The sequence below is a fragment of the Mesorhizobium sp. M0563 genome (genome assembly GCF_040321065.1).
In the GTDB taxonomy this organism is placed as follows: Bacteria; Pseudomonadota; Alphaproteobacteria; order Rhizobiales; family Rhizobiaceae; genus Mesorhizobium.
This window is the reverse complement of the sequence record NZ_JAMYQV010000004.1, coordinates 1-25,800: the sequence shown is the minus strand read 5'-3', so window position 1 is coordinate 25,800 and position 25,800 is coordinate 1. Positions and strand designations below refer to the sequence as shown.

At 58.6% G+C, this 25,800-nt stretch carries 21 protein-coding genes and 3 pseudogenes; 11 read left to right on the top strand and 13 right to left on the bottom strand.

All coding sequences use genetic code 11. From position 1 onward, the window contains the following. The first annotated feature begins 82 nt into the window (after positions 1-82). Both NKI50_RS07460 and NKI50_RS07455 read left to right on the top strand, forming a co-directional pair. The gene (locus NKI50_RS07460; RefSeq protein WP_352639333.1) at positions 83-895 is read left to right on the top strand and encodes a class I SAM-dependent methyltransferase; all 813 of its coding nucleotides are present in this window, start codon (positions 83-85) and stop codon (positions 893-895) included. Positions 896-956: 61 nt separating this feature from the next. Then, positions 957-1,160 (top strand): annotated as a pseudogene (locus NKI50_RS07455) (FAD-dependent oxidoreductase); the annotation flags it as partial. A gap of 114 nt (positions 1,161-1,274) precedes the next feature. On the opposite strand, the gene NKI50_RS07450 reads toward NKI50_RS07455, so the two are convergent. Next, entirely contained in the window at positions 1,275-2,156 is an 882-nt protein-coding gene (locus tag NKI50_RS07450; protein ID WP_352639331.1) for an alpha/beta fold hydrolase, read from the bottom strand. A 9-nt stretch (positions 2,157-2,165) separates the two neighbouring features. After that, positions 2,166-3,224, bottom strand: coding sequence for a sugar phosphate isomerase/epimerase family protein (locus NKI50_RS07445; RefSeq protein ID WP_352716065.1), 1,059 nt, complete (start codon positions 3,222-3,224; stop codon positions 2,166-2,168). Between the two features lie 148 nt (positions 3,225-3,372). Here NKI50_RS07445 and NKI50_RS07440 point away from each other — a divergent pair, with 148 nt between their 5' ends. From NKI50_RS07440 to NKI50_RS07430, 3 genes and pseudogenes are all read left to right on the top strand, one after another. Beyond that, positions 3,373-4,134, top strand: a complete 762-nt coding sequence (locus tag NKI50_RS07440) for a helix-turn-helix transcriptional regulator (protein WP_352639328.1) — start codon at positions 3,373-3,375, stop codon at positions 4,132-4,134. 276 nt (positions 4,135-4,410) lie between these two features. Next, positions 4,411-4,686, top strand: a complete 276-nt coding sequence (locus NKI50_RS07435) for a hypothetical protein (protein WP_352639326.1) — start codon at positions 4,411-4,413, stop codon at positions 4,684-4,686. A gap of 340 nt (positions 4,687-5,026) precedes the next feature. After that, a pseudogene (locus NKI50_RS07430) lies at positions 5,027-5,190 on the top strand (IS3 family transposase); the annotation flags it as partial. An 87-nt stretch (positions 5,191-5,277) separates the two neighbouring features. Here the strand turns inward: NKI50_RS07430 and NKI50_RS07425 are convergent. The 7 genes from NKI50_RS07425 to NKI50_RS07395 all read right to left on the bottom strand — a co-directional run bounded on the left by NKI50_RS07425 (position 5,278) and on the right by NKI50_RS07395 (position 11,458). Further along, positions 5,278-6,237, bottom strand: coding sequence for a sugar phosphate isomerase/epimerase family protein (locus NKI50_RS07425; protein ID WP_352610224.1), 960 nt, complete (start codon positions 6,235-6,237; stop codon positions 5,278-5,280). Continuing rightward, a complete protein-coding gene (locus NKI50_RS07420; RefSeq protein WP_352716062.1) occupies positions 6,234-6,488 on the bottom strand; it encodes a MurR/RpiR family transcriptional regulator in 255 nt (84 codons plus the stop codon). Before NKI50_RS07420 ends, NKI50_RS07425 begins: the two co-directional genes overlap by 4 nt. Positions 6,489-6,571: 83 nt before the next feature. Continuing rightward, the gene (locus NKI50_RS07415; RefSeq protein WP_352610234.1) at positions 6,572-7,594 is read right to left on the bottom strand and encodes a Gfo/Idh/MocA family oxidoreductase; all 1,023 of its coding nucleotides are present in this window, start codon (positions 7,592-7,594) and stop codon (positions 6,572-6,574) included. Between the two features lie 10 nt (positions 7,595-7,604). After that, on the bottom strand, positions 7,605-8,579 hold the full coding sequence (locus NKI50_RS07410) for an ABC transporter permease (RefSeq protein ID WP_352610218.1): 975 nt from the start codon (positions 8,577-8,579) through the stop codon (positions 7,605-7,607). Beyond that, positions 8,579-9,355, bottom strand: a complete 777-nt coding sequence (locus NKI50_RS07405; RefSeq protein WP_352610215.1) for an ATP-binding cassette domain-containing protein — start codon at positions 9,353-9,355, stop codon at positions 8,579-8,581. The genes NKI50_RS07410 and NKI50_RS07405 overlap by 1 nt, the downstream gene beginning before the upstream one ends. A gap of 16 nt (positions 9,356-9,371) precedes the next feature. After that, positions 9,372-10,388, bottom strand: a complete 1,017-nt coding sequence (locus NKI50_RS07400) for an ABC transporter permease (protein ID WP_352610212.1) — start codon at positions 10,386-10,388, stop codon at positions 9,372-9,374. 38 nt (positions 10,389-10,426) lie between these two features. Further along, the gene (locus NKI50_RS07395) at positions 10,427-11,458 is read right to left on the bottom strand and encodes a sugar ABC transporter substrate-binding protein (RefSeq protein WP_352610209.1); all 1,032 of its coding nucleotides are present in this window, start codon (positions 11,456-11,458) and stop codon (positions 10,427-10,429) included. 204 nt (positions 11,459-11,662) lie between these two features. Here NKI50_RS07395 and NKI50_RS07390 point away from each other — a divergent pair, with 204 nt between their 5' ends. From NKI50_RS07390 to NKI50_RS07380, 3 genes are all read left to right on the top strand, one after another. After that, the gene (locus NKI50_RS07390) at positions 11,663-12,688 is read left to right on the top strand and encodes a LacI family DNA-binding transcriptional regulator (protein WP_352716059.1); all 1,026 of its coding nucleotides are present in this window, start codon (positions 11,663-11,665) and stop codon (positions 12,686-12,688) included. 865 nt (positions 12,689-13,553) lie between these two features. Then, on the top strand, positions 13,554-14,309 hold the full coding sequence (locus NKI50_RS07385) for a DUF4145 domain-containing protein (protein WP_352716057.1): 756 nt from the start codon (positions 13,554-13,556) through the stop codon (positions 14,307-14,309). A gap of 1 nt (position 14,310) precedes the next feature. Then, complete coding sequence (locus tag NKI50_RS07380) at positions 14,311-15,081, top strand: DUF3800 domain-containing protein (protein ID WP_352716054.1); 771 nt, start codon at positions 14,311-14,313, stop codon at positions 15,079-15,081. 1,105 nt (positions 15,082-16,186) lie between these two features. On the opposite strand, the gene NKI50_RS07375 is transcribed toward NKI50_RS07380, so the two are convergent. Then, the gene (locus NKI50_RS07375; RefSeq protein ID WP_352622068.1) at positions 16,187-17,602 is read right to left on the bottom strand and encodes a mannose-1-phosphate guanylyltransferase/mannose-6-phosphate isomerase; all 1,416 of its coding nucleotides are present in this window, start codon (positions 17,600-17,602) and stop codon (positions 16,187-16,189) included. A gap of 242 nt (positions 17,603-17,844) precedes the next feature. Next, on the bottom strand, positions 17,845-18,834 hold the full coding sequence (locus NKI50_RS07370) for a nodulation protein NodZ (RefSeq protein ID WP_352716051.1): 990 nt from the start codon (positions 18,832-18,834) through the stop codon (positions 17,845-17,847). Positions 18,835-19,687: 853 nt separating this feature from the next. On the opposite strand from NKI50_RS07370, the gene NKI50_RS07365 reads away from it, so the two are divergent. The 3 genes and pseudogenes from NKI50_RS07365 to gmd all read left to right on the top strand — a co-directional run bounded on the left by NKI50_RS07365 (position 19,688) and on the right by gmd (position 22,006). Further along, positions 19,688-20,152, top strand: coding sequence for a hypothetical protein (locus NKI50_RS07365; protein ID WP_352716048.1), 465 nt, complete (start codon positions 19,688-19,690; stop codon positions 20,150-20,152). Between the two features lie 320 nt (positions 20,153-20,472). Then, positions 20,473-20,776: pseudogene (locus NKI50_RS07360) on the top strand (nodulation factor ABC transporter ATP-binding protein NodI); the annotation flags it as partial. A gap of 159 nt (positions 20,777-20,935) precedes the next feature. Beyond that, the gene (gmd, locus tag NKI50_RS07355) at positions 20,936-22,006 is read left to right on the top strand and encodes a GDP-mannose 4,6-dehydratase (protein WP_352716045.1); all 1,071 of its coding nucleotides are present in this window, start codon (positions 20,936-20,938) and stop codon (positions 22,004-22,006) included. A gap of 687 nt (positions 22,007-22,693) precedes the next feature. Here the strand turns inward: gmd and NKI50_RS07350 are convergent. Next, positions 22,694-23,770, bottom strand: a complete 1,077-nt coding sequence (locus NKI50_RS07350) for a type I restriction enzyme HsdR N-terminal domain-containing protein (protein ID WP_352704219.1) — start codon at positions 23,768-23,770, stop codon at positions 22,694-22,696. A 680-nt stretch (positions 23,771-24,450) separates the two neighbouring features. Then, complete coding sequence (locus NKI50_RS07345) at positions 24,451-25,050, bottom strand: thermonuclease family protein (protein WP_352704221.1); 600 nt, start codon at positions 25,048-25,050, stop codon at positions 24,451-24,453. Positions 25,051-25,800 lie beyond the last annotated feature (750 nt).

Genomic DNA, 25,800 nt, shown 5'->3' with positions numbered 1-25,800 from the left:
GTGCCTTATAAAAGATGACTTCAATTCTCAAGAAATATCTTTTAGAGCAATTCCAGACTGGTACGACGACAAGGGGTCTGGAATGGCGGGCGAGCCCAATTATTCGCTGCGGGACGAGATACGCGACTATTGGTCGACGCGCGCCGAAACATTCGACCTTTCGGTGGGGCATGAAATCTACTCACAGCGGGAACGCATGGCCTGGCACAGGCTGATGCTCAAGCACTTGGGCCCCGGGGATGGGCGTCGCGCGCTCGACCTCGCTTGCGGCACCGGGGTTGTATCCCATCTCATGCACGACCTGGGTTATGCCGTGACCGGGCTCGATTGGTCAGAGGCCATGCTTGCCCGCGCGCGTGCAAAGGCGACGCAGAGGGAAAGCGGCATCCGGTTTCTGATCGGCGACGCCGAGCGCACCCTTGAAAAAGGAGAAAGCTACGACGTCCTCGTCACCCGTCATCTCGTCTGGACGTTGGTGGATCCGCGAGCGGCGTTCGCCGAATGGTTCTCGCTGCTCAAGCCTGGCGGACGGCTGCTGATCATTGATGGTGATTTCGTCAGTAGGACCTGGGTAACCCCTCTGCGACAAGTCCTGGAAAGGGCTGTTGGCCGGACAGTCGGGCCAGTCCACGGAGTGGATCAGGCGATGGTGGGCCGCCATCGCAGCATCCTGTCACGGCTCCACTTTTCGCACGGCGCCAAAGCGGACGAGGTCTGCGCGCTTCTCGTCGAGGCTGGCTTCGAGATACCTGTGGTCGACACCCGGCTCGGCGCGATTCATCGCGCGCAGGCGCGGCACATGAACTTCCTCAAGGTCCTGGAACGGTCGATGCAACATCGCTACGCGATCTGCGTGACGAAGCCGGCCTTGCGCATGGGTTCGCCGACATGCTGACCAGCATCGGGCATCGTGCTCCGGAGGCCGGTGGCGCCAGCCCCCAGCTACTCGGTGCCGCCTGATCTACGGCATGGGCTATTCGGGGCATGGCGCGCAATTATCGACGCTGATCGGAAGTGTTTTAGCAGACATTGCAATGGGCCGCACGGATACCAATCCAATCGATGGCATGCACTGGAATGCAGTCCCGCTGCATACCGGCAGGCCGTGGTTCCTGCCGATGGTAGGCACCTATTATCGGCTAAAGGACATGCTAACTTGATTCCATCGAGAGGCCCCAATATGGCCGACCGACACCGCCAACAGAAGGATTCATCGTATCGGCACCTCTCGCTCTTGACCGGCCTCAAGGGACTCCAAAGGGATTCCCAAGATTTCAGTCGGTACCCGCAAGGAATGGAACAAGATCGCGAAGCACAGCTTCCGGCGCCTCTTCCGGAACGATGTGGCCACTACCTTTCACGACGACGCCGCGCAGTTGTTCTGTCACGTCGACGAGGATCGCGCGCGATCCGTCGCCGGCGGAAAACTCCCCGCCCATCGCCAGAACCGGCATCTTCAGTCGAGTTTTCCGGCGCTCCGTGTTCTGGGCGATCGTTTCCGGGATAGCTCGATAGTATGAAAAGCCCGCCCTGAGGGCGCCCGGGCTTGAATAGGCGGCGATGTAGGTGTCAACCGCGACCGCCTCGCGCTGAACCGACCACTGTTCGAACATCCAGGTGAGATATTGCGCCTCGCGACCCTGGATCAGCATCTCTGGGAGGTCAGAGAGCTGGTTGAACATGAAATGCCAGCGGAACTTGAGTTTCTCGACAGGGCCGAAGATTTCGGCATTTGGGGCGATCCCCGGAATGCTCGCATCCATGAGAGCGACGCGCTCCACCGCATCCGGGAAATCGGCTGCGAGCGCGTAGCCGATCCACTTGCCGATGTCGTGGCCAACGACCTGAAACCGCGCATATCCGAGCAAACGCATCAAGCCGTGCAGATCCGCCGCTGCGGTCGCGGTATCATATCCTCGAGCCGGCCGGCTCGACTGCCCGATGCCGCGGGGATCGACCGCGATAGCCTTGAAACCCGCCTCGGCGAGGCCTTTCATGACATGCCGCCAGACATACCAGGTCTGGGGCCAGCCGGGGATGAGCAGGACCGGCAGTCCATCGCCGACCGAAACATGGTGCAGGCGAACGTCGCCGACCTCGCTGTAGCCGTGAACGAAGCCGGCCTCAGAGTCATTCTCTACAGTTGTGCGTTGCATGACTTCCTCCTACACGCCCAGCCCGAGCATCCGGCGATTGGCATCCCGATCGGCACCCGTTCCGGCGAAGTCGTCGAAGACCTCGTCGGTGACCCTGATGATGTGGTCACGGATGAACGCAGCACCTTCGGCAGCTCCATCTTCCTGATTCTTCAGGCAGCATTCCCATTCCAGAACCGCCCAGCCTTCGAACCCGTATTGCGCGAGTTTTGAGAAGATCGGTCGGAACGCGACCTGGCCATCTCCCAGCGAGCGGAAGCGGCCCGCCCGGTCAGTCCAGCCCCGATATCCGCCGTAGACGCCTTGTCGACCGGTCGGATTGAACTCAGCGTCCTTGACGTGAAACATCCGGATGCGCTCGTGGTAAATGTCGATGTAGTCCAGGTATTTCAGTTGTTGCAGCAGCAGGTGGCTCGGATCGTAGAGGATGTTGCAGCGCCGATGGCCTCCGACCTTTTCGAGGAACATTTCGAAGGTTTCGCCGTCATGCAGGTCTTCGCTCGGGTGAATTTCGTAGCAGAGGTCGATGCCTGATTCCTCGCAAGCGTCCAGGATTGGCAACCATCGCTTCGCCAATTCTTCGAATGCAATGTCTACGATCCCTTCCGGACGCTGAGGAAAAGGGAAAAAATAGGGCCACAGTAGCGCTCCCGAGAATGTTCCCATCGCGCTAAGCCCGAGCCTCCTCGAAGCCCTTGCCGCTAGGTTCACCTGCTGCACGGCCCACGCGCTTCGCTCGTTGGGCTTCCCGCGCAGAGCTTCTGGGGCAAAGCCGTCGCACATCGCGTCATAGGCCGGGTGCACGGCGACGAGTTGCCCAAAAAGATGGGTCGCGAGTTCCGTGATGACGATGCCACGCTCAGCGAGGATACCCTTGATGTCGTCGCAATAGGCCTGGCTTTCCGCCGCCTTTTCCACGTCGAACAGCCTCCGATCCCAAGCCGGTATTTGGACACCCTTGAAGCCGAGATTGGCGCACCAGTCGGCAATGCCCTCGAGGCTGTTGAATGGTGCGGCATCGGCACTGAATTGGGCGAGCATCAGGCCAGGCCCCTTCATCGTGTTCATATCATGGTCTCCTCGTGCACTTTGTTTGTCGATCGATAAACAATCACTTGCGCTGCCGAGTCAATCCTATTATTGGTCGCTCGCTCAAGAATAGACGAATAGATTGATTGCGAAGCAATCGGTCACGCTTTGGGAGGAAGCCGTGTCCTTGATCTATGAGCTTCACTACGGCTCGTTCGGCCATGTGAGCGTATTGGAGCTTTCGGATCCGCTAGCCGAGCACGCGCACTCGATGGCCAATCTCAGCGTCTGGCTCGAAGGGGACCCGATCGAGCTAAGTGTAGCGTCGAAACGCGGCGGGTTCGATCAAGATCGGGCTACGCTCATCGCGCCGTTTGTATCTCATAGCGTCTCGCTACCTCAGGGAGGCCGCGCTAAGACGCTGTCATTCTATCTTGACCGGCGCTGGCTGGGGACCATTCTCGCTGGGGCCGATCCGACGAGCCGTTTTACGACGGTCGAACTGAAGCTCGACCGGACAAGCCAGGCCCTTGCCGCCGGGATTGGGCGCGACCTCGCCGGCGGCAACGGTCTCCAGATCGACGCACGTATGGAAGCACTGCTGCTCGGCTTGCTTGGCGCCGCGAAGGGCGGACGAGACAGTGCCGACGGAAGGCCCCCGCTCGATTTTCGCCTGTCAAAGGCCATCCGCTTGATGCAGGCCGATATCGCCCGCGAGCATTCGCTTAACGAGATCGCTCGCCACGCCGGGATGTCGCGGGCCCGTTTCTTTTCGATGTTCCGCGACCACATGGATCTCACACCAGGTACGTACTGGAACACCTTGCGCATCGAGCACGCTATTTCGATCATGAGACAGCAAGGAACGAACCTCACCCGGCTAGCCGGCGATCTGGGCTTCGATGCCCAAGGGAATTTTTCACGATTCTTCCGCCAGCAACCGGCGTAGCGCCGAAGCAGTACCGCCGCGCAATGCGGCAAGCGATTTCCAGTAAGAAACGAGTGACAATCGAGACACATGCATGAAACTGCTTCGCTACGGGCCTGCCGGCGCCGAACGTCCCGGACTGCTGGATCGGGAAGGGCGAATTCGCGATCTGGGAGGAATTGTCCAGGACATCGCGGGGACGGCTCTGGCGCTGCCCTCGCTGGAGCGCATTGCCGCATTGGATCCCGAGACCCTGCCTCTCGCAGAGGGGAATCCACGTATAGGGCCATGTGAGATGTGCGGCTACTGCACGACTTGCTCGTATCGGCAGGCGACCAATTCGCTCTCCGCTATGCCGGCCTTCATGCCGTCGCCGCATGCCGCTTGGAGCGCGGTTATCGTCTTATGGGCATCGATATCGGCGCCGAGGACACCCCGATCGAGGCCGGCCTGGGCTTGGCTGTCGGTTGGAGCAAGCCAGACGATTTCATAGGGCGCCATATCGTGGAGGCCCCAGCGAGGCAAGGCGCCGCGCTCGCGCCTGCTTCAGTTCTCTCTTGGCGGCGCCGATAGCGCGCCAATTCTGATCGGCAATGAGGTGATCTGGCGCGACGACGAGCGTGTCGGCACCATTATGGACTTTGGTGGGCCCGGAGGATGTTTGGAAAATAAGCGTAATCAACAAGTTAGAATCCGGTGGGACCACGCTGCATTCAAAATCCGTTCCAATATTTTTCAATGTTTTTGTCCCACCAAACGCGCCTCGCTCAAAGGCGTCTAGGATGGCGGAACGAGAAGCGCCTGCAGTGTGCTACGTGACGCTATTGATAGCGCTAGGAACGGACATTTTACGTCGAGCGTGCAGAGGTCCTGAGTGGGGGCGGAAACAGACGGTCCGGTTCTGGAGCGAGGTCGCCCGCCGGAGACGGAGTTGCGCTGAAGGCTGCGCGAGCTTGCCAATGAGGGAAGCCGCTTCGGCTACCGGCGGCTGTTCATCCTGCTGCGCCGGAGGGCGAACCATCGGGGATCAACCGCATCTATCGGCTCTACCGAGAAGAACGGCTGACGGTTCGCAAGCCGTGACGGTCGGGAGGACGGCGAAGTCGAGATCGACTAGCGCGCGCATCTTCATCCGAGCACCCCCTCGCAAATAAGCACTCGACTCTAGATCGCCTGCGGGCTGAAATCGCTTGCGGCTAGAGGGATCACGCCTCTCAGCAGAGCGATCGATTTCTCGAGCCCTTCCAGGCTGTTGAGCAGTACATCCTCGTGCTCGACAGAGAGCCAACCGTCGTAGCCGGCCATCTTCAGTCGGTAGCAGAACTTGTGCCACCACTCCTCGCCATGGCCGAAGCCGAGCGTGACGTACGACCAGCTGCGGCCGGGAATGTCCATCAGCGAGCCGTTTTCAAGCAGCGAAGTGGTCGCCTGAACCGATGCATTAAGCATGGTGTCCTTGGCGTGAACGTGGAAGATCGCCTCGCCCAGCGCTTCGGCTGCTATCAGTGGATCCGCCCCCATCCAGAACAGATGCGAGGGATCGAGGTTGGCGCCGATCACCGAACCGATGGCCGCACGAAGCTTGAGGAGCGAAGGAACGTTGTAGACACACTGGCTGCCATGTAGTTCCAGCGCGATGCGTTCGACGCCGCTCTTCTTCGCCAGCTCCGCGATCTCAGCCCAGAAGGGCAGCAGCTTCTCCCCCCACTGATAGCGCAGGATCACCTGCGTTTCGGGCGGCCAGGAGGAGACCACCCAGTTCGGCATGAGGTCGCCTTCGCGTCCGGCCGGCAAGCCCGACATGGTGCAGACCGTCTTGATGCCCATTTCTCCGGCAATGCGGATCGTGTCCTTCAGGCACGCGGCCTGGTCCGGCTGGGTGGGATGCAGAGGATTGCCGTTGGCGTTGAGGGCGATGATCTCAAGTCCCCTGTCGCCGAACGCCTTCAGGAAAGCCCGTCGAGCTTCCGGCTTCGCCTTCATCGACACCAGGTCGAAGTGCGGCGCGGTCGACCAGCCGCCGGTGTTCACCTCGACACCCGAGACGCCGAGGCGCGCCGCGTTGTCGAGAACCGCTTCGAACGACATGCCTCCAAGGCTGTCGGAAACAAAACCCAGCTTCATGATAGATCCTTTTTTTGACGCGACATGACTTCTCCTTGGAAGAAGCGGCGAAGCTGCGCATGGCTTTCGAACCCCAAGGCCAACGCAAAGCGGCTAATCGAGGCGCGGGAAACGCCGACGACAGTGGCCAGCTCGGCGCCGTTACCGATTGCCACTTCGGTCGGATTTTCCAGCGCGAACCGGGCTATGCGGATCGTCAGCCTGGAAAAGGTCGAAGAATTGCGGCCTATCCACTGCTTAAGCGCCGCCATGTCCTCGGGCGGCTGTCGGTTAGCTGAAGCGTCTGCAACCCTTGCCAAGCATGACCGCGACACTGCCGGAGCAACAGGTGCCTTCATGGCAGCTTCGATCGTCGATACAGATCCGGCCTGGCGTCCATCGTGATGCCCACGCGCGCGCCGGTCGCGAGCGCCTCGATTCCCGCTTCAGCCACCCGCGCGGCGCAGTAGCCATCCCATGCGTCGGCCGCGACTGTCGGAAACACGCCAGAACGGACGAATTCCAGGAACGCCTTGTCCTGAAGCCTGTAGGCTTCCGCGAAGCGTGGCCGCCAGTCGGAAGCATAGCGTTCGTAGGCCATCAATTGGTCGTTGCGGCGCGTGTAGACGGGCGCATTCAGAACGACCGATCCCTTCTCGCCGACGAGCTCGCCACGAACGTCGTAACCATAGGCGGCATTGTTGTTGATCTCGATGTTGACGAGCTGGCCCTTGTCCGTCTCGAGCACCATGAAGACCGGCGCGCCGGTCTTGGTCGTGTCGAGGACCGAAGGCTGGAAGACGGAGATCGCCTTGTAGTCGGCACTGAGTACAAAGCGGGCAACGTCGAACTCGTGCGGGGCCGAATTGGTGACGGCCATCTGACCGGTGAAGTTCGCCGGCGCCTCCACGTTGCGGTGGAAGTTGTGCATCATGATCGCGCGACCAAGTGAGCCATCGTCCAACATCGCCTTCAGATCGCGGTAGGAGGGATCGAAGCGGCGCATGAAGCCGAGCTGGACGAAGCGTCGGCCGCGCGCGACCTCGGCCTCGATCACATGGAGGCACTCGTTCGCGTCCTGCGACAGTGGCTTTTCGCAAAGCACAGGCTTGCCGGCCTCGATGGCGGCCAGCGACAAGGGGGCGTGGGTGTCGTCGGGGCTGGCGATGACCACGGCGTCGACGTCGCCGCGCTTTATGGTCGCGACCGGATCCGTGGTAACATCGGCCGCGCCGTGCTCCTGTGCCACCGCCTTTGCTCGGTCGGACGAAGCATCGCACACGACGTGCAGGGTTGCCCGTGGCAACTCCTCCGCCACGATCCGAGCATGGTCGGCCCCCATGATACCCGCGCCGATGATGGCTATTCTGACGCTCATGCTGCTGCTTTCATTTTCTGAGGGCCCATTGGCGAAGGGATTTGTCGCCATAGGCCGCGAGTACCACGATCACCCCGAGGATCAGCACGAACCATTGCGGCTGCACGCCCATGACGACGAGATACGATTGAATGGACGACAGCACGAAGGCACCCATCAGCGCGCCAAGGAGCGATATGCGGCCGCCGGCCAGCACGCATCCTCCGAGCACGCAGGAGGCGATCGCCTGCAATTCCATGAGACGGCCCATCGAGCCGTCCGCGAAACCGAGCTTGCCGGCCTCCAGCGTGCCGGCGAACGCCGCCAGCATTCCGCACAGGACGAAAGCCGACAGCTTGATCCGGCCGACGCGGACGCCACGGGAATGAGCGCTTTCTGCCGATCCGCCGACGGCGAGCAGCCGGTTGCCGAAAGGCGTCGCCTTCAACATCACCAGTAGGACGGCGACTACGGCGATCAGCCAGTAGAGTGCGGTGTTGAAGTCGAGGAAATCGTCACCGCCGAGCAAGAAATAGCTCCAGCCTTTGCGGGCGGCATAAGGGATGGAGAAAGAGAAACCCTCTGTCAGCGCGATGGCGATTCCGCGAAAGATCATCAGCGTCCCGAGCGTGACGATGAGGGACGGCGTGCTGGTCCGGGTCACGAGTAGCCCGTTGAGGAGGCCGATGGCCGCGCCCACGATGGCTGCGGCGACGGCTGCGGCCAGTGGATCGACATGCGCGGCGAGCCACAGATAGGCCAGCGCCCCCATGCCGAAGGTCGAGCCGACGGAAATGTCGATCTCGCCCGTGCCGATGACCAGCGCCACCCCCAGGCTCATCAGGCCAAGTGTGGCCGTCACCTGGATGATCGTCGCGATGTTGTACAGGTTTGCCCATCGCCCATCCGAGGTCGAGGCGAACAGGATGACCAGGAGCGCGCCGATCAGGAAGATGCCGATCTCGGCGTGACGCCGTATCAGGGGTTTGGCGGCCGACAAAGCCATCAGGCCGTCTCCCGCTTCTCGACCACACGGCCGCCCTGACGGATGACTTCCTCCAGCTCCTCGGCCGTCATCGCATCAGTGGACGCGTCGGCGACCTTCGCGCCGTTCTCCATGATGACGATGCGGTCCGCGAGCTTGTGGACCTGGAAGATGTCGTGGGTGATGTAGATCACTAGCAGGCCCTGTTCCTTGAGCTGCACGGCAAGCTCGTTGACGTGTTCGCGTTCGCGTACCGACAGGTGATTGGTCGGTTCGTCCATGATGACGACGCGGTTCTTGAATTCGACCGCCCGGCCGATCTTGACCGACTGGCGCTCACCGCCCGACAGGCGTTCCACCTCATCGTCAGCAGATACGTTGTCGCGAAGTCCGAACTGCCGGATGACGCGGGCCGACTTCTCGCGCATCAGCGCGAAATCCAGAAAGGGAATGCCGAGGATGCGCTTCACCGGCTCCCGCCCGAGATAAAAATTGCGGGCGATCGACAGATTGTCGCAAAGTCCCACCGACTGCTGGATGGTCTCGATGCCTTGATCAATGGCGAGCTTGGGATGGAACTTCTCGACCTTCCTGCCGTCGAAGAAGACCTCCCCGGAAGTCGGCGCATGAATGCCGCACAGGACACGGATCAGCGTCGTCTTGCCGGCGCCGTTGTCCCCGACGAGGCCTACCAGCTCACCTGCGTGGAAGTCGACGGAGACGTTCCTGAGCGCATGGAAGGCGCCGAAATAGAGGTCGAGATTTTTGACCTGGATGAGGGGATGATCGTTCGTCATTCGGCGCGCTCCTGTATCAAACGCTGTGCCCGAGGCGCCGGGCCAGGCTCTGATTGAAGATGACCGCCGCGATGAGCGCGACGCCGACGAATGTGATGTACCAGGACGATGGCGCTCCGAGCGCGATCAGCTCGTAGCGGAAGCTCACCACGATGAGTGCGCCCAGGATTGCTCCCAGGATCGAACCACGCCCACCGGTGAGCAGACAGCCGCCGATGACTGCAGCCGAGATTGCCTCGAGCTCCATGTTCTCGCCAAGCGTCACGTGGGTCTGCGGTTGGTTGCACAGGGTCAGGATGCCGGCAAAGCCAGCCAGCAGCGAGCAGAGTACGAAAGTGACGATCTTGACCCTTTCGGTCCGAACGCCTCGCGATTCGGCGCTTTCCCGCCCGCCCCCGGTCGCAAGCAGTCGGTTTCCGAACGGCGTCGCCCACAACATCAGGCTGAGAAGCGCTGAAATCGCGATCAGCCAGAAGGTCGCAGCTTCGACCCCAAACAGCTCACCGCCGAGCAAACGGGTAAGAGGATGAGCGCGTGCGTCCGGAGAAAAGTTGTGCACCGATCCGCCCGTCCAGACATAGATGATGCCGCGCGCGGTGAAGAGGCCGCCCAAGGTTACGATCATTGACGGTAACTGCCCCTTGACCACGGCAACGCCCTGGACCAGGCCGGCAAGCGCCGCAATGAGGAGTGCCAAGACCAACGAACCGGGGACACCAAGTGCCGGTTCCAGGGTGATGAAGGAAACTCCTGCCAGCCCGTAGACGGAACCCACCGACAAGTCGATTTCCTTGGTCATGATGACCAGCGCCTGGCCGATGGCCACTAAGGCGAGGATGGAAGCGAACTGCGTCACGTTCGACACAGTCTGAACCGTCCACCATCCAGAAAAATCGATGAGTGTGAAGACGGCAAGCATGACCGCGACGCCGATGACCGCGCCGAATCCCTGGCTGCGAACAAGCTGTTTCATCGCATTGTGTTCCACGGTTCCCGTGCGCTTTTGACGAACAGACAAAGAAGGGGCGGCCACTTCCCCAGGAATTCGGCCGCCCCTCTCGGGAGGAACCTTTACCAGGTGTTCTGCTCGTCGTAGGCCTTGTCACCGAACACGGCGCGGACCTGCTTGGCCCACTGATCGCCATTGCCCTTGTTGATAATGACGGGGCCGGTCAGGATGTCGCTCTGCGGCGCGTAGCCGAACTCCTTGTTCCAGTAGAGCCATTCCATAGGGGCATAACCTTGGAGCCAAAAACCCTGGCTGTTGGTCGCCAGCAAATGTCCCGCTCGCACGCCTTCGATTGACACAGGGCCCTCGTCCACCGTCAGGATCGTCATGCCCTTGTCATCGACGTCGGGATCGAGGTTCATCTCGTTGGCGACGCTCCACGCCCAGGGTGCGGACCAGCCGGCCACTGTGAAAATGTAGTTCGTGTCCGGATTGGCCTGCAGGAACGACTGCAGCGCGTTGCGTGCGCCGGCTGGCTCGGCGCCGATGAACAACTCGTCGAACTTGGCGCCAACCGCCTCCATTGCATCCTTCATGCCCTTGCAGCGCGCCTTGAGACCCTGGTGGGCGGAATCGTGGCTGGCGCACACGACGTGTTTGGGCTGCGGAATCTTGCCTTCCTTGGCCTGCTCGATTGCGTATTCGCCGAGCTTCTTGCCCGTCAGGTATTCATCACCGCCGACATAGGTCAGGTAGGGAATGCGCTCGCCGGCTGGTCGGCTATCGGGAATGTTGAAGGCAACGACCGGGATGCCTTCGTCGATCGCCTTGCGCAGCGGTCCTTCGAATGCATCCGAGCTGACTATGGGCACCGCGATGCCATCGGGGTGCGTTGCTATGGCCTGCTCTAGAAGGCGGACATGCTCCTGGACTGAATAGTTGTTGGTCGAGATGTATTCCGTCTTCACGTTTGGATATTTCTTCTCGAACTCCTTCAGCGACAGCGTCAGCCAGTTCATATTGGGATCGTTCGATCCAATATGCGAGACCATGACGAAGCGGTACTGCTTGCCGCTGTCCTGTGCATCCGCTGTGCCTGCGATCACGCTTGCGGCCAGAACGGCCGAAAGCATCGCCAATTTCTTGATGTTCATGGGGGCTCCTCCCTCCGTTAGACGATGCAAAGTATTCCGATTGAAACAACATCATTCAACGGGCGCGATGGGTCATTTACGATGTAAATTGCATCAAAATTTGCTGCGCAGCACAAAGCGTATACAAGCCATTCAAAACATTGCGGTTGCGGGCAGCTCATTTTTCCGGAATGATGTGTTTTAAATCAAACATAGGAGATTCCGATGACCCACAGCGCCCCTGGAAGGCTTTGGAAAGGTCCTACCGTCCAGGAAATTGCCGCACTTGCCAAGGTGGGCCCGGCGACGGTGGACAGGGTCCTGAACAACCGCAGCGGCGTTCGGGAGAAGACAAGAGCGCGCGTGCTGGCGGCACTGGAAAAGCTTAGCAGCGAAAGCAAGGAGCGCGACGCTCCGCTCCGCATTCTGCTGGTCAGCGATTCCGGCGAGACGTTCAACGCCGCGATGGCTTCGGCCGCAGCTGAGGCCAATCGCACGCTTGCGAGCATCGAGATCGACGGCGTTTTTGTGAGCACCAGTGAGGTTGAGCCCGCCTCATTCGCACGGCAGATCGAGCAGCGCGGCGAGGGAATGGACGGCGTGGTGATCATCGCCCGCGAGCATCCGGCAATCAACCGCGCGATTCGCAGGCTGCGTACCATCGGGATTCCCGTAATATGCCTGACGACGGATCTGCCGAGTTCGCGCCGCTCGGTTTATGTCGGCAATGATCAGTACGCTGCTGGCAGCGTCGCCGCGCTGCTGATCGGCAATGCCCTGCCGAGGGAGCGCAACAATATCCTGATCGTCATGAGCGTACCGTTTCGCTGCCAGCAGGAGCGTGAGATGGGCTTTCGCAGGGTGCTACGGTCGGATTTTCCGTATCTGAAGGTTGAAGAGCGCGTGATCTCGGATGACCGACCCGAAACCACATGCGAGCAGCTGGCGCGCTATTTCGAGGCAAATGGTCACCCTGCCGCGATCTACAATGTGGCCGGAGCGAACCGGGGCGTGGCAAAGGCTCTGGAGATGGCCGGCAAAGCGCACGAGACTGTATTCGTTGGCCACGAACTGACGAACCATTCCCGTAACCTGCTCGAGGCAGGCATCATGGATTATGTGATTTCGCACGATTTCGTTAGCGAACTGGGCGCAGCCGCTCGCTGGATCAAGGACAATCTCAACGGCCTCACAGCCGAACCCGCGCACTCTCAGATACTGGTCCATACGCGATATAATTGCGGGCTTTGAGGGGTCATCCATGGCTCTGCCTACGAATGTCGCCGTCGGGTCATGATGACCAGGCACAACTCGCCTTCTAGCTCATAGATTGAGTCAACCCACCTGAGTCGTGGGACATAGCGGGTCTGGATTGGCCCACTTCAAAGCGAAGTTGGCCATAAGCGATTGATATTGAACACTTTTGGTGGGCCCGGAGGGTATTCAGAAAGCCGTAAAAATCAATTGGTTAGAGATCAGTGGGACTTCAGAGTATTCAAATCTTTTCCAATGTTTTTCGATGTTGTTGTCCCACTCAGAAGTGCCTCAGTCCACCAAGCCGACGCACTGAACGCCTCGGAAGGGAGGTTTGCGCAAGGCGAAAGGAAGATCGCGTCGGTGTGCAGCCTTCCTGAGAAAGGACGCGGTAGTGCCAACTGCTGACGCTCAGCGCGAAGACAATCAACGTCCTGTTATGGGGCCGCTTGCCGACCGACGGCTTCTGGGTGACGTGAGGCAGGAAGCGGCCGTTTGGTGGCGTCGAAACCGCTCGGTCCTGCGATCACCCCGTCCGGACGACTGGAGCGCTCTCACCGAGCACCGGAGCCACCACTTCGGTCCGGAGGATGACGCGGGCGGCTCCGATCTCGGATAACGTCCAACCGGCCGACCGGTCCCGGCGGCTAGCCTCGCGCAGGGCGCCGGAATGGGCTTGAAGGCGCCGCACACCACCGTCATCCCGCTCTGCTTCGCCTGCCATGGGAGTTTCGTCGCATCGCCAGATGTGCGTGGGAGGCGAAGTGCGGGCAGTCACGCGGACATGTCTTTTCGAGCGAGAGGGCAGTTGTCACAGATCTGACGGTCGCTGTATGAATGCCGTCGGCTTTAGGAGGTTCGGGTGGCAGAAATAAGAAATCTTTGGCGCATGAGTTTTCTCGAAGACGAAATCCCTCCCTTTCACTGCCCAACGTGCGGTCGCGGCAATCTTAACATGATCGAAAACGGCTTGACCGCAATAAGACCGCTTTACGCTGCCCCGGAAGGTGGAGGTTACTCGCCCGACGAGGACTGGGGTCGGTTCACCCTTGTGCTGAAGTGCAGCGTGCGAACCTGCGGTGAAATCGTGTCGGCGGTTGGGACCTACCAGGCTGAGGAAGTTCACAAACCGAACGGTACTTTTGCAGAAAGGCGACTCCGGCCGACCTTCATGTATCCGGGTCCTTCCCTTTGCGAAATGCCCGACAATACCCCAGACGCGGTCAGAGAAGCGCTTCAGCAGAGTTTCAGCCTGTTCTGGGCCGACTTGGGGGCCACAGCCAACAAACTGCGTGTAGCGGCCGAGCGGGCGCTAAACGATCAAGGGGTCAAGCAGTACAACCGAACGGGCAAGCGGGTTCCTCTGACGTTCGCCAAACGTATCGAGCTATACTCGCAAACCAACGCCGGACACAAAGAGGTTCTGGATGCCCTGCGTTGGGTCGGGAACCATGGGAGTCATTCCGGAGAGGTTGCCAGGGATGACGTCCTGACTGCGTTTGAGCTGATGCAGTTAGCGCTGCAAGACCTCTACGGCAGTCACTACAAGAAAGACCTCGCAAGGCGAGGCCGGGACCTGGTTGCCAGACGGGGTAAGCCTAAGCGCATCAAGGCCTAGAATGTTGCTGCAAGGCTATTTTGACGACAGCGGAAGCCACGGCGGAGACGGCCTATACGTCCTGGGTGGCTTTCTCGCGCCCGATGTAAGCTGGGCGCGGTTCAGCGCTGAGTGGCAACAGGCGCTCGCGAAAGAGCCTGCCATCGACTACTTCAAGATGAGCGAGGCCATATCGCTGCGCGGGCAGTTCGCACGTTGGCCGGCTGCGCTGCGCGATCAGAAAGTTTTCGAGCTGGCGGAAGTTGCCGAAAAGCACGCGGTCGCGCGTATATCGGCGATGGTCTACAAGCAGGACTTCGACGCTCATATCAAAGGCGCGTCGCCGTGGCGCGAACTCGATAGCCCCTACTTTCTGCTCTACAACCAGGTAGTCGTTCTAACGGTCAACTTCATCGGCGAATTGGGTAAGCGCTCCCTCGATATCAGCGGAGCAACGGTCGAGTTCATTTTCGACGACCAAGGGTTGCTCGGAGAGGATGCGGTGAGTTGGTGGGAAGTGCTGAAACAGGCGCTCGCACCTGAGCAGGTGCAACTTCTCGTTCAGCAGCCTTCGTTCGGCTCGGACAAGCGCCAGCTTCCGCTTCAAGCGGCCGACCTACTAGCCTGGTCAGTTCGGCATGTCGCAGAAGGCGGGGAGGCGTCCGTGCTTACGGGCGCCGTGGTTCAAAGGCTCAAGCGTGTTCCGCCCTATGGCGGTTTCGTCAGCGCCGACCAGATGCGGGATTCTCTGCCGGAGCTGGCCGCGATTAGCGAGCCGTATTGGCCACGCTAGAAATGGCGGCGGTTAGCCATTGGACGCCGCTGCAGCTTTCTCTGCTTCTTCTGCGGCAGCGGCTCGTTGTCCGGAGCGGGGAAGATCGTCTGAATCTCGTTTGCCGGGTCCGCTCGCGGCCTTTCGCCATCGAGCCACTGATGCAGACCCTGACGAACCCGACTCCGAATTCGGAGGCTGAGACCATGAAGTCCTCCTTTTCTTCGTAGCCGAAGCGGCATCCGAAGCGCCAGCCGTAGTCCTTGATGTTACCTCGGACACCGACCTCCTTATCGGGCCAGCAGACTGTCAGCTTACAGGAGTCAGAGAGCGACGAGCTAACGGCTGGAATTAAGGCGCAAAGCGGGCATTGGCGACACGCGGAACATAGGTCTGCTGCGGGTCATGAATACCGGTTCCGGCGAACGTCCGCTATCCGGGAGCAAAATCAGGCTGCGAATGTCTGCCTAGGGTCAGGAACGCTGGTTGCGGTGAACGTCGGCTATCGGGCAGCGAAATGGGCTGGTGAAGCGCGGCTTAGGGTCATGATTTCCGGTTCATCGCGCTGCAATGACCGATGAGTCACAGACGCTGCATTTCGCGCTAGACCGCAGCTGCGGTATTCTCGATCATATGCTCAGCCATCCTATTCGCGCGTCGTTGCCGCCGTTCGCCGTACCTATCGATCGGAGGCCTTCCAGCCTCGCGATAGCCGCTCTATGTGTGGCTGCACACAACCTGACGATGAACAGGAGCAAGATTAGACATAGAAGCCAGCACAAGATCGCCCTCCCCCTGTCCTTGCTCGTTTTCTAATCAACTGAGTGCTGCGGGGATAGCGAGGCCGATTTGGCCCACTTCAGAGCGAAGTCGGCCATAAGCCATTGACATTAAACATTTTGGTGGGCGCGGAAGGTGCTTGGAAAGTCAGAAATATCAAAGGCTTATTCGACAGTGGGACTGTGTTGCGTTACTATGCTGTCCCACCCTGATGGCTATTGCGGTCATTCGCCGCTGCCTTGGTCAATTCCCGATTCCACAAGCATCCGGTCCTGAGTGGGCAGACGGCCTTCCTAGTGGTAATTAGTCAGCGACACGTTGACCGTTCTCGTCATGCGGGTGAAATCTACGTTCGACCATATACGTCGTCGAAGCGAACGATATCATCCTCGCCGAGATAATCGCCGCTCTGCACTTCAATGATCACCAGGTCAATTCTGCCTGGGTTCTCCAGCCGATGCTTATGGCCGCAGGGGATGTAGGCTGATTCGTTTGTCGCCAGGAACAACTCCTGCTCGCCATTGACGATTTTCGCGGAGCCGCTGACCACGACCCAGTGCTCCGAACGATGATAGTGCATCTGCAGGCTCAGCCGCCGACCGGGCTTCACCTCGATGCGTTTGATCTTGAAGCGCTCGCCTTCCTCAAGAACCGTGTAGGTACCCCACGGCCGGTGTACCGTGCTGTGGACCAGGTGAGCTTCATGTCCTGAAGCCTTGAGGCCCTCGAACAGCTTCTTGACGTCCTGAACACGGTCGCGGGATGCGACAAGCAAAGCGTCCGGGGAATCAACGATCACCAGATCGCTGACACCGACCGTGCCGATGACGCGCTTGTCGGAGCTCACATAGCTGCCGGTCGTGTCGACCATATGCACATCGCCGCGTATCCTGTTCCCGCTTTCGTCGGCGGCGATCAAATCGGCCATTGCGTTCCAGGATCCGATGTCGTTCCAATCCATGTCGCAGGCAACCACGGCAAGTTTGTTCGTCTTCTCCATGACAGCGTGGTCGAGCGAGATTCGCGGGGCGGAGCCGAAATGCTCAGGCGCGAGTTCGATTTTGGCAAAGCCTTCGCCTTGACTGAAGCGGCCGTTCTCGTAGCTGTCGGAGACGGCCTGGATCACCGCGGGGCAATGCGATGCCATCTCGTCGAGCATGGTTTGTGCGCTAAAGCAGAAAATGCCGGCGTTCCAGAAGAAGCGCTTGGACGCAACATAGGCTTTGGCTGTGTCCAGATCCGGTTTTTCAACGAAACGGACGACTTTCTCACCATCCGCTTCGATATAGCCGAATGCCGTGTCCGGTCTGGTTGGGGTGATGCCCAATGTGGCGATCCGCCCGAGCTTCGCATGTTCGATGGCCCGGCACATGACGTCTAAAAATGCAGGCAGGTTGCCAACCATGTGATCGGCTGGGAAGACGCATAGAATCGCGTCAGGGCCTTGCGTTGCCTTGGCATGGATGGCGGCTGCCGCAACGGCTGCGGCCGTATCCCGGCCTTCAGGCTCGAGCAGAAAGGTGCGTGGCAGGACCACGGAATCTAGTTCGTCGAACTCGTCCTTGGTAAGGAAGAGGTGTTCCCCAGATGTCACGGCGACGAGTTCCACTACGCCCTTTATCGAACCGACGCGCAACACAGTGTGCTGCATCAGTGAATGCCCGTCTGCCACTTTGAGGAAAGGTTTAGGGTGCGATTGCCTTGAGGCGGGCCATAGCCGCGATCCGGCTCCGCCGCTGATGATGACGGGAACCACTTTCATATAACAACCTCGATTTCGTCTCTGGAGTGATTGCCCGCGCCCGTTCGAGCGTTAGCGTCACGATCGCCGTCGCTCTGGCTTGGTCTGCGGCCTCCGAGTAACAGCGAAGTTCTCGCGCGTTGCCGAACGGCCTCAGATGACGACGCTATCGGTATCGTACGACGCTTCCATGGCCTCGATGAGAAATGGACAACCAACTATGCCTGTTGGTTGCATCCGCCGAATTGTGCAGGTGGCGGGTCTTAACTGAGACCAGAGATTCTTTGGCTGTCCTCTATCAAAATCAAACGACTTGGCTCCTTCAGATCGAACTCAATTACCCGTGGTACGAAAAGGCGTGCATATCGTGTAAAGGCGCTCGTCGGAGGAAACCGAATTACGGTATCGCAGCGCCCGAGAAGATACATCTCAACGAGGGCGGAAATTCCGCCGTCAATCCCGAGTGCTGCAGTGTGTAAGGGGCCATCTTGATCGGATCGGAAATGCTTGGGGACGGTGAGAAGATCGGGAAGCCTGGCCGACAGATGATCCAGGATCTGCGCGCTGTCCGTGCACAAGAACAGCCGCACAGGCTTGGGGTGCGGTAACGCTTTAGCCTTATCAATCGCAGTGCACACTTGTCGAACGGCGAACTCCGGATCGGCCCAATAGGGCGCATGGTCCATGATGTCTTCACCGTTACCATGCCGAACATGAACCCCGATAACGCTGTGCCCCTCAAAACATTCCTGATAAATGGCATCTATGCGTGTTTGAATTTCAGGCCGAGGCTTGACACTCTGGAACACCTGCCGCTCTGCATCCTCATCGCACCGCCACATCAAACAAGCGTCACACACTACTGTGCTCGCTTCGACATCGTGTTCGGCCTGAAAGAGCTCGCCCAACTCGTCGCGCTCTTGGAAAATCTGCTCATCTGGGCGGTAAAGGCACTCGATCGCTGGCCTATTCCACCACTCCGGGAAGAATGGACCAGGGAAGGAAAAGTCGTTGATCCGGTCGTCGCAAATAGCCGGTACGCCAGCGATGTCATTGATCGGTTGGAAGAACACCGGAAAGGCATTTGTGAAGGGTTGGTCGAGATAGCAGGACCCCCGCCAGTCGACGGCTAGCGTTCGTCCCGACCGCTGAGCGTAGCGCCAAGCGGCCGCCAGCGACCACAGACAATCACCGAACCCCGTACGCCTCTGAGAGACGACGAACCGGCGCTTTACCAATCCACTAACCTGCATTTTCGGAAATCTCGTTTCAGAGACGAGGTTGCATCTGGCTTGGGATCTCTTAGTCGATACTAGTCGACCGTTACGCCGGGCGATTTGGTAGAGGCTGCGCCGTGGGGCATAAGAGCTCCCTCAGCACTGCCTATCCTTATCTCTGTGACGCTCGCAAATCTTGACGCCGGTACACTCGCTTCCGGTTTAAATTCGGCGTTCTCTAATGCGCGCGGCGACATGTGTAAAATTGATTGCGTGGATGTGGCCCATCCATGTGTTGGATACTAAGGCATTCCTTGACGATGAGCCTCTGCTGACGTGGGGCCGCGCTTTGCTAAGCGAAACAGCCGGTCGAGGCAGTCCACAAAGTCCCTTTTTCAAGTCCAATTCTTAACTGCCTCAACGTAACATGGCATTTGCGGGGCGTTTCCTGGAGGACGGATGTGCAGGACCCGCCAGCCGTCGAATGTCAGGCGCAGGCCATCCACGTCATTTATGGCCATCATGGCGTCCGGTCCCATCGAAAGATGCGACACGGCGCCCTCTGACGCTTTCAAGTGCGCCAACATGGCGCCACTCCTGCCGGATAGCTTTCGAGCCGGCTGGACTGAGCGACTGGCACGCGATGCTGTGCGACGACGGCCGAGAGAGGAATTTTGGCGTCTGCAGCCATGTGGAGGATCGTTCCGACGGTCCTGCGGGTTCTCGGTGTCGGAGCCCACACCTGTGCGAACCCGCTTTCGTCCGTTTTCGAAAGGCTCTTGAGATTCATGACCTTGTTGTTCGCCGAGATCACCCGCCAGTTCAGCGATCCAGTTGACGACCGGCACGCTTGTCGATGCGGCGATCATCGCCTTGGCCAGCGAAGACGATGAAGCGTCAAGCACAGGGCCGACCAGCGTTTCATTGCTTCAAAGCCCATTTCAGTGCCTACGCCGATACGGCCCTTGTCGAGGAGATCGCCGTCACGGCCCACACCGAGGACGGCAACGCTGTTCCTGATGCTCTGCCCGACAATCCCGGCGAAGGGTTTGCCGACAGCGCCTACCGAGGCAATCATCTCGGCGACGCGGTGCGCGCCAAGGGTGGAAGGCCGCGCATCGTCGCAACCGCTATGTGGGGGCGCGACGAGGCCGAAAGCTCGACGCCTGGAACCAACCGATCCACAGAATTTGTAGTCGGATCGAGAAGATCTTCGGTACCTGGAAACGAAGCTACGACCTTCGCCGGATGCGATGGCGAGGGCTGGCAAAGGCAGCCGTTCAAATTCGCCGCACTGCGAATCGCCTACAGTATGAAACACAGTTTCATGGTCGCTTCGTCCCTCCATCGTTGAAGCCCAGCCACCGTTTTCCGGCTCGCCGCCCGAAATTCATGGAGGTCAATACGTATGCCCCAACCCGCGCTTTTCGCCGCCACCTCAGATGTGCGGTTCGCCCCAAGCCGCCCACTGAAACGAACTTTGTCTTCGCGCGGAGCGAAACCTAGCACCCACCACTTTGTGCCGCCGATGGTGCCGCGCTGCCCTGTCAAACAATCCATTTTGTGGATGCACCTCATCCAAACAATCGATTTCACTGATCAAAACAATTTCCATTAGAAGACGCTGAAGCAGGGAAAGATTACTTGGTTAGCGCGAGGGTAAGGTGGAGTTCTAGTGTCGGCTTGGACCCACATGCCCGCCCATTTTATTTGGGAACGGCTACTGCCCTGTTGGCGCAAGGCAAGACGATTCTACTGGCCACCCACCTCGTGGAAGAAGCGGAGCGGCTATGCAACCGACTGTGCGTGCTTGAGAACGGACGTAGAATCCCAGAAGGGCGTCCTCACTCGCTGATTGATGAGCAAATCGGGTGCGACGTGATTGAAATCTATGTCGCTCACCCCGGAGCTGAGTTCGGCACTCAGGCCGCATGTGCGACTTAGGCAGGTTAGCGGCGAGACTCTGTTTTGCTATGCCTCGAAGTAGGAGCAGGTGTGCTCGCTGGCTGACACTGTCAATGACGAGCTCCTCGCCGCATCTGTCGAAATCCTACCACAGGGTATGGGGCGGGCCGCAGTTTGCTGGCGGTGTGGCGAGCCAGATTCGAAAATTCAACTATAATAGAGCAGGAAAAAAATGGGCGAGAACAGGAAAGTTGCTCTGGTTACGGGCATAACGGGACAGGATGGTGCCTATCTTACCCGTCTTCTGCTTGAAAAAGGCTACATCGTTCATGGGATTAAGCGACGTTCCTCTTCCTTCAACACGGGTCGCATCGAAGACATCTACCAAGACCCGCACGATCCCGATCCGCGCCTAATTTTGCATTACGGTGACCTCACTGATGCGACTAATCTCATCCGAGTAGTTCAGGAATCCCAGCCAGACGAGATTTACAACTTGGCCGCTCAGAGCCATGTCCGGGTGTCGTTCGAAACGCCGGAATACACAGCAAACGCCGACGGTATCGGAACATTGCGACTTCTTGAGGCGATCCGCCTCCTCGGTCTGAAGGACAAGACCCGCTTCTATCAGGCCTCGACTTCAGAGCTCTACGGCCTCGTGCAATCCGTACCGCAGAACGAAACAACGCCCTTTTATCCGCGCAGCCCTTACGCCGCCGCCAAGCTCTACGCCTACTGGATCGTGGTCAACTATCGCGAGGGCTATGGTATCCACGCTTCCAACGGCATTCTCTTTAATCATGAAAGCCCACTGCGCGGCGAAACTTTTGTGACGCGCAAGATCACCCGCGCCGCCGCTGCTATCTACCTCGGCAAGCAGGACAAGCTTTATCTCGGCAATCTCGATGCTCAACGCGATTGGGGCCATGCGCGTGAGTACGTGCGTGGTATGTGGATGATGATGCAGCAGGATCAACCGGATGATTACGTGCTGGCGACGGGCAAGACGACCCCTGTCCGCCAATTCGTCGAATGGGTTTTCGAAGATGTCGGCGTCGAGCTCGAATGGCGTGGTGAGGGAGTCGACGAAAAGGGCTATGATGTCGAGACCGGCAGATGCCTGGTCCAAGTAGACCCACGTTACTTCCGCCCCACGGAAGTCGATCTTCTCCTGGGCGACGCCACCAAGGCGAAGGAGAAGCTCGGCTGGGTGCATGAGACATCCGTGCGCGAGCTCGCCGCGGAAATGGTGCGGGAAGACCTCAAGGTCATGCAGACATCGGTAATAATGAAGGAAGCATAATGTACGATCTGAAGCGAAAAAGCCGTAGTGGGTCGCGGGCAACAAGGGTATGGTGGGTAGCGCTGTTGTACGCCGCCTCGGCGTCTGAAGACTGCAAAGTTGTTGCCGCGGAAAGCGGTAGTTCCGTTACCGACCCATAACCAACCGGCAGTCTGTAGTTGATTGGTCCACAGCGGAACCTGCGGCGCGACAATGAAGCTGTGAGCGTTGCGTCAATTAAAATGAGAATGCTGGCGGGTTGGAACGCAGGCAGGGCGTAGCCCGACTGGAGTTGGACGGCCGGAGCACATCCACGAGCTGACGCCTGGGACTCGTTCTGGCTCTAGCCTCGTAACCGACCCGGGCGTCACGGCCAACCGCTCCGTGTCCGCCGGCGAGTCAGCTTAGGGGCGCTACTTGCTCGTTGGGACGAGACCAACGAGCCCTTCCCACGTCGCCCGGACCTTCCATTGCCTCATCACGCATCTGAAGCATGAACCCGCCAACCGACCGCGTGCGTCGTCAGTATCAGTGGGGGGCAAATTCGCCGGGAACAACTTTTATTCTGGAAACAACCGGCATGCTCATCTGCCGAAAGACGTCTGGCGGACTGAGCCCATTGAAAGTTGATAAGGCACATGGGCGCCACATCGCGCGGGATCAAGCTTCGAAGAAGGCGCGTAGCGCGGACTTCCGAACCGTTCAAAGTCATGAAGCAATCGAGGGCGCCGCGATTGCCCCGGAAAGATATTCCTTCGCGGTAGCTCGCAAGCGATCGGCGTGGTCATAGATTTCGTCGAGCGAGTCGATCTTAACCTTCTCTTCCTTCTCACAATCGAAAAGCCCAAGATATTTAACCGACCTGTTAAACCACAGCCGGGCCAAGGGCTTACGGTTGTTGTTGTCGACCAGGATCCCGCAATAGCTTTTCTGATCGCGCATGATCACCCTGGCTGGCTTTAAAAGGTCCCGGACGATTGCCCGCACAACCATGAAGCCCTCTCGCTCGTCCTCAGTGGTCACAACCTCTTCGTCGGCGCCAAGTCCGTCGGCGCCAATTTCTGAAACCTCAGTCTCGGCCAACGCTGTGGAAAGACGTGACTGAACGGATTCTCGAACGATCTCGCGAAAAGCCGCTTTGACCATGGGTGTGAATTGCTCCTTCACCTGGGCGGTGAACCGTCCTTGGTAAAGGCCGCCAGTCACCATCCGCACAAAATCCTCTGGTGGATTCTCCATCACGCTTCCAATTTCTTTCTTGATCGCCGATGTATATTTCAAGCGGTGAGCGGATTGCAGAATCCCATCCACATTGAAATCCCCTTTCGCGAATTTCTTCAACTCGGAGATCAATTGCCCCTGTAGGTCCGAAAGATCGAACGTGAGGAACGGTCGGTCATCGAGCTTGTTTGGTGCAACTAAGTCCGTATGAAAATGGAACGCGCGACCGTTCGTCAAAATGGCGAATTTTGCGTTAGTGACTGAAAAATACCTGTATAACTGCGCGAGATGTACTCGATCAAGAACTGTGGTTATCGGTTTGCATTCAACAAGAATCCTGATTTCCCCGTCAATTTTTATGGCGTAGTCAACTTTCTCGCCCTTCTTCCCCACTGCGTCGGCACAAAATTCAGGGATGACCTCGTCAGGATTGAAAACGTCGTAATCTAACGCTGAGAGAAAGGGTAGTACTATCGCTGTCTTTAAGGCCTCCTCTGTAAGCATTGCGCTCGAATGCGTCTTGATGCGATCAGCAAGAACGCGAAGTTTTTCTTCAACACTCATGAGCCCCTCCCCCAAATTGAGATAGGTAAGATCGTGCAAAAATTCCGTTTGCGCAAGTCAATGTAATCTGGCCTCTTAGAAAGAGGCGAATGCCACATCGCGCATACAAGGGCGCTCAACGATTTGCGATGGCCGGTTTGACGTGCACGGTCCGATATCGACATGCTGAGGAGGCTACCCGGCTCGTCGAGACGGAATGCCGTGCGACCAACCGATGTGTTCAAAATGGCTGTGAGGTCGAGCACGCAGCGCGGAATCCGGCGACGTATGCCCGAGCCCTACACGACTGACCCATCCGACTGGGTACAAAGCCTCTCAGGGGCTCTTAGGTCTTAATATTCCTGTGAAATGAGACGCTGTACTGTGCCTCAAGCTAAGCTTCATGTGAAAACCCGCGTGCGGGCCATTGTTTTCGTTTGATTGAACCCATCGTTACCCTTAAAACTTTGACGTATGAAGCTCGTAAAACACAACATACGTCGGCCACCTGACCCTGCCGGTATCTTACAGCTCTGGATCAAGGCTGTTGCAAAGGGAGCACTTGGGAAACCTGTTTCTTTCGATCTATTTCTTGAAATCCTTTGGGAATGTGGTTCGATCCACGAACAAGCGTATGTCGACCATCTGAAGGCCTCCGGTTTCTCCGGTCAGGGTCGGTCACAAGCTGACATTGAGCACAATCAGCATAGTGACTCGCACGGAAGGCCATCGCTGTCGCGGTCCAGCTTCCCGCCCCAGGAGCAGTTGTTCAAATACCAATTTGCCTCGTCACATGAACTGATCTGAGGGCATGTTCGGCGGGGTTGGCAGGACCAACTTTGCGCAAGAGCATGCGGGCTGACCAGGCCTAGTGGTGGCTTGCTGGGCGAATGTTCGGCCTCCCGGTGGTTAGTGCGCCAGTCCCAAGGCGCTTGAAAAAATCCGATCCAGATGCCGCGCTTTGAAGCCTTTGCCGCAGCCTGTTGCGAGGCATAGGCTCCACTGCTGTATTTCGGCCAATCGAGCGCATGACCGTTCTCGACCAACCAGCCAGCAACGCTAACCGCGTCCACACGAGTACAGCTGCCAACGTAACGGCCATATCGATCCCAACTGACGAACTGGCAGCGGGTCGGCCTTGATTTCGAAAGAAACTCGCGGAGGGCCGCTGCTGCCTTTGCACCGCAGTGGTAGCGAAAGCCCTTTGCATCGTCGCATAGTTGGCTGCTTTCGGGAGCGTCAATGCCGTTGAGGCGAACGCGCCGCCCATGAATTTCAATCGTGTCGCCATCAATGACCAATGCGACTCCCTCGAGCGGGCCCGGGTCGTCCAGAGACCGAAGGATTTGGAGTTTTCCCAAATCGGAACGGCCCACATTGATATAGCCGACCGCCACGAGAGCCGCTAAACATGTCGCAATCCAAATGGACGCTCGGAGAGGTCCTAGCCGTCCAGATTCTGCGGATTGCCTGCCGAAGCGAGTGATCTTGCCCATCACATCAACCGCCGGTTGGGCTCACGCCCCACATATTCCCTGGCTGGCGGCCAGCCAAAGTCCCGATGATCACGACCCCCTTCATGCCTAAGCCCTCCCATAGCGCAGACAACATCGCGCAATGTTAATGTGCGCGCAAGGGGAAGCAAATGAGGCCGTGAAATTGCCCGGATGGTAAAAAATCGTGCGAGCTGGCGGTCTCGATTTTTGGTCTTTTACTTCGACATGGACAGGAAGTTCGCTGCGAAAACCACTCAGTGGCCGCCGTTTTTGCGTACGTGGTATGGCGGCCGATCGATATTTAAGTCGTCGTGGAAATCTGTAATATTAGCGATGTGACAGATTGCCTGACAGGCTCCCTACGCCCGGGTAGCACCGTGAACTAATTCCATCCTCCGGAGAATGGCGGCGCCTCGTGAAATTGGCGCGCCTTGACGTTGCCACTCTTTTACTTTTACTCGGTATTCCAACTGACCTTGCCCCTCTGATCTAATCCGGTTTGAAGTTCGTTCTGGCCCATCGAGAGGACCAGGACATGAAACGTAGCCGCTTCTC

Coding starts and splice junctions, on each gene's coding strand:
- NKI50_RS07460 (WP_352639333.1), top strand. CDS start 83: ATGGCGGGCGAGCCCAATTATTCGCTGCGGGACGAGATACGCGACTAT.
- NKI50_RS07450 (WP_352639331.1), bottom strand. CDS start 2,156: ATGCAACGCACAACTGTAGAGAATGACTCTGAGGCCGGCTTCGTTCAC.
- NKI50_RS07445 (WP_352716065.1), bottom strand. CDS start 3,224: ATGAACACGATGAAGGGGCCTGGCCTGATGCTCGCCCAATTCAGTGCC.
- NKI50_RS07425 (WP_352610224.1), bottom strand. CDS start 6,237: ATGAAGCTGGGTTTTGTTTCCGACAGCCTTGGAGGCATGTCGTTCGAA.
- NKI50_RS07420 (WP_352716062.1), bottom strand. CDS start 6,488: ATGGCGGCGCTTAAGCAGTGGATAGGCCGCAATTCTTCGACCTTTTCC.
- NKI50_RS07415 (WP_352610234.1), bottom strand. CDS start 7,594: ATGAGCGTCAGAATAGCCATCATCGGCGCGGGTATCATGGGGGCCGAC.
- NKI50_RS07410 (WP_352610218.1), bottom strand. CDS start 8,579: ATGGCTTTGTCGGCCGCCAAACCCCTGATACGGCGTCACGCCGAGATC.
- NKI50_RS07405 (WP_352610215.1), bottom strand. CDS start 9,355: ATGACGAACGATCATCCCCTCATCCAGGTCAAAAATCTCGACCTCTAT.
- NKI50_RS07395 (WP_352610209.1), bottom strand. CDS start 11,458: ATGAACATCAAGAAATTGGCGATGCTTTCGGCCGTTCTGGCCGCAAGC.
- NKI50_RS07390 (WP_352716059.1), top strand. CDS start 11,663: ATGACCCACAGCGCCCCTGGAAGGCTTTGGAAAGGTCCTACCGTCCAG.
- NKI50_RS07380 (WP_352716054.1), top strand. CDS start 14,311: ATGTTGCTGCAAGGCTATTTTGACGACAGCGGAAGCCACGGCGGAGAC.
- NKI50_RS07375 (WP_352622068.1), bottom strand. CDS start 17,602: ATGAAAGTGGTTCCCGTCATCATCAGCGGCGGAGCCGGATCGCGGCTA.
- NKI50_RS07370 (WP_352716051.1), bottom strand. CDS start 18,834: ATGCAGGTTAGTGGATTGGTAAAGCGCCGGTTCGTCGTCTCTCAGAGG.
- NKI50_RS07365 (WP_352716048.1), top strand. CDS start 19,688: ATGAAGCGTCAAGCACAGGGCCGACCAGCGTTTCATTGCTTCAAAGCC.
- gmd (WP_352716045.1), top strand. CDS start 20,936: ATGGGCGAGAACAGGAAAGTTGCTCTGGTTACGGGCATAACGGGACAG.
- NKI50_RS07350 (WP_352704219.1), bottom strand. CDS start 23,770: ATGAGTGTTGAAGAAAAACTTCGCGTTCTTGCTGATCGCATCAAGACG.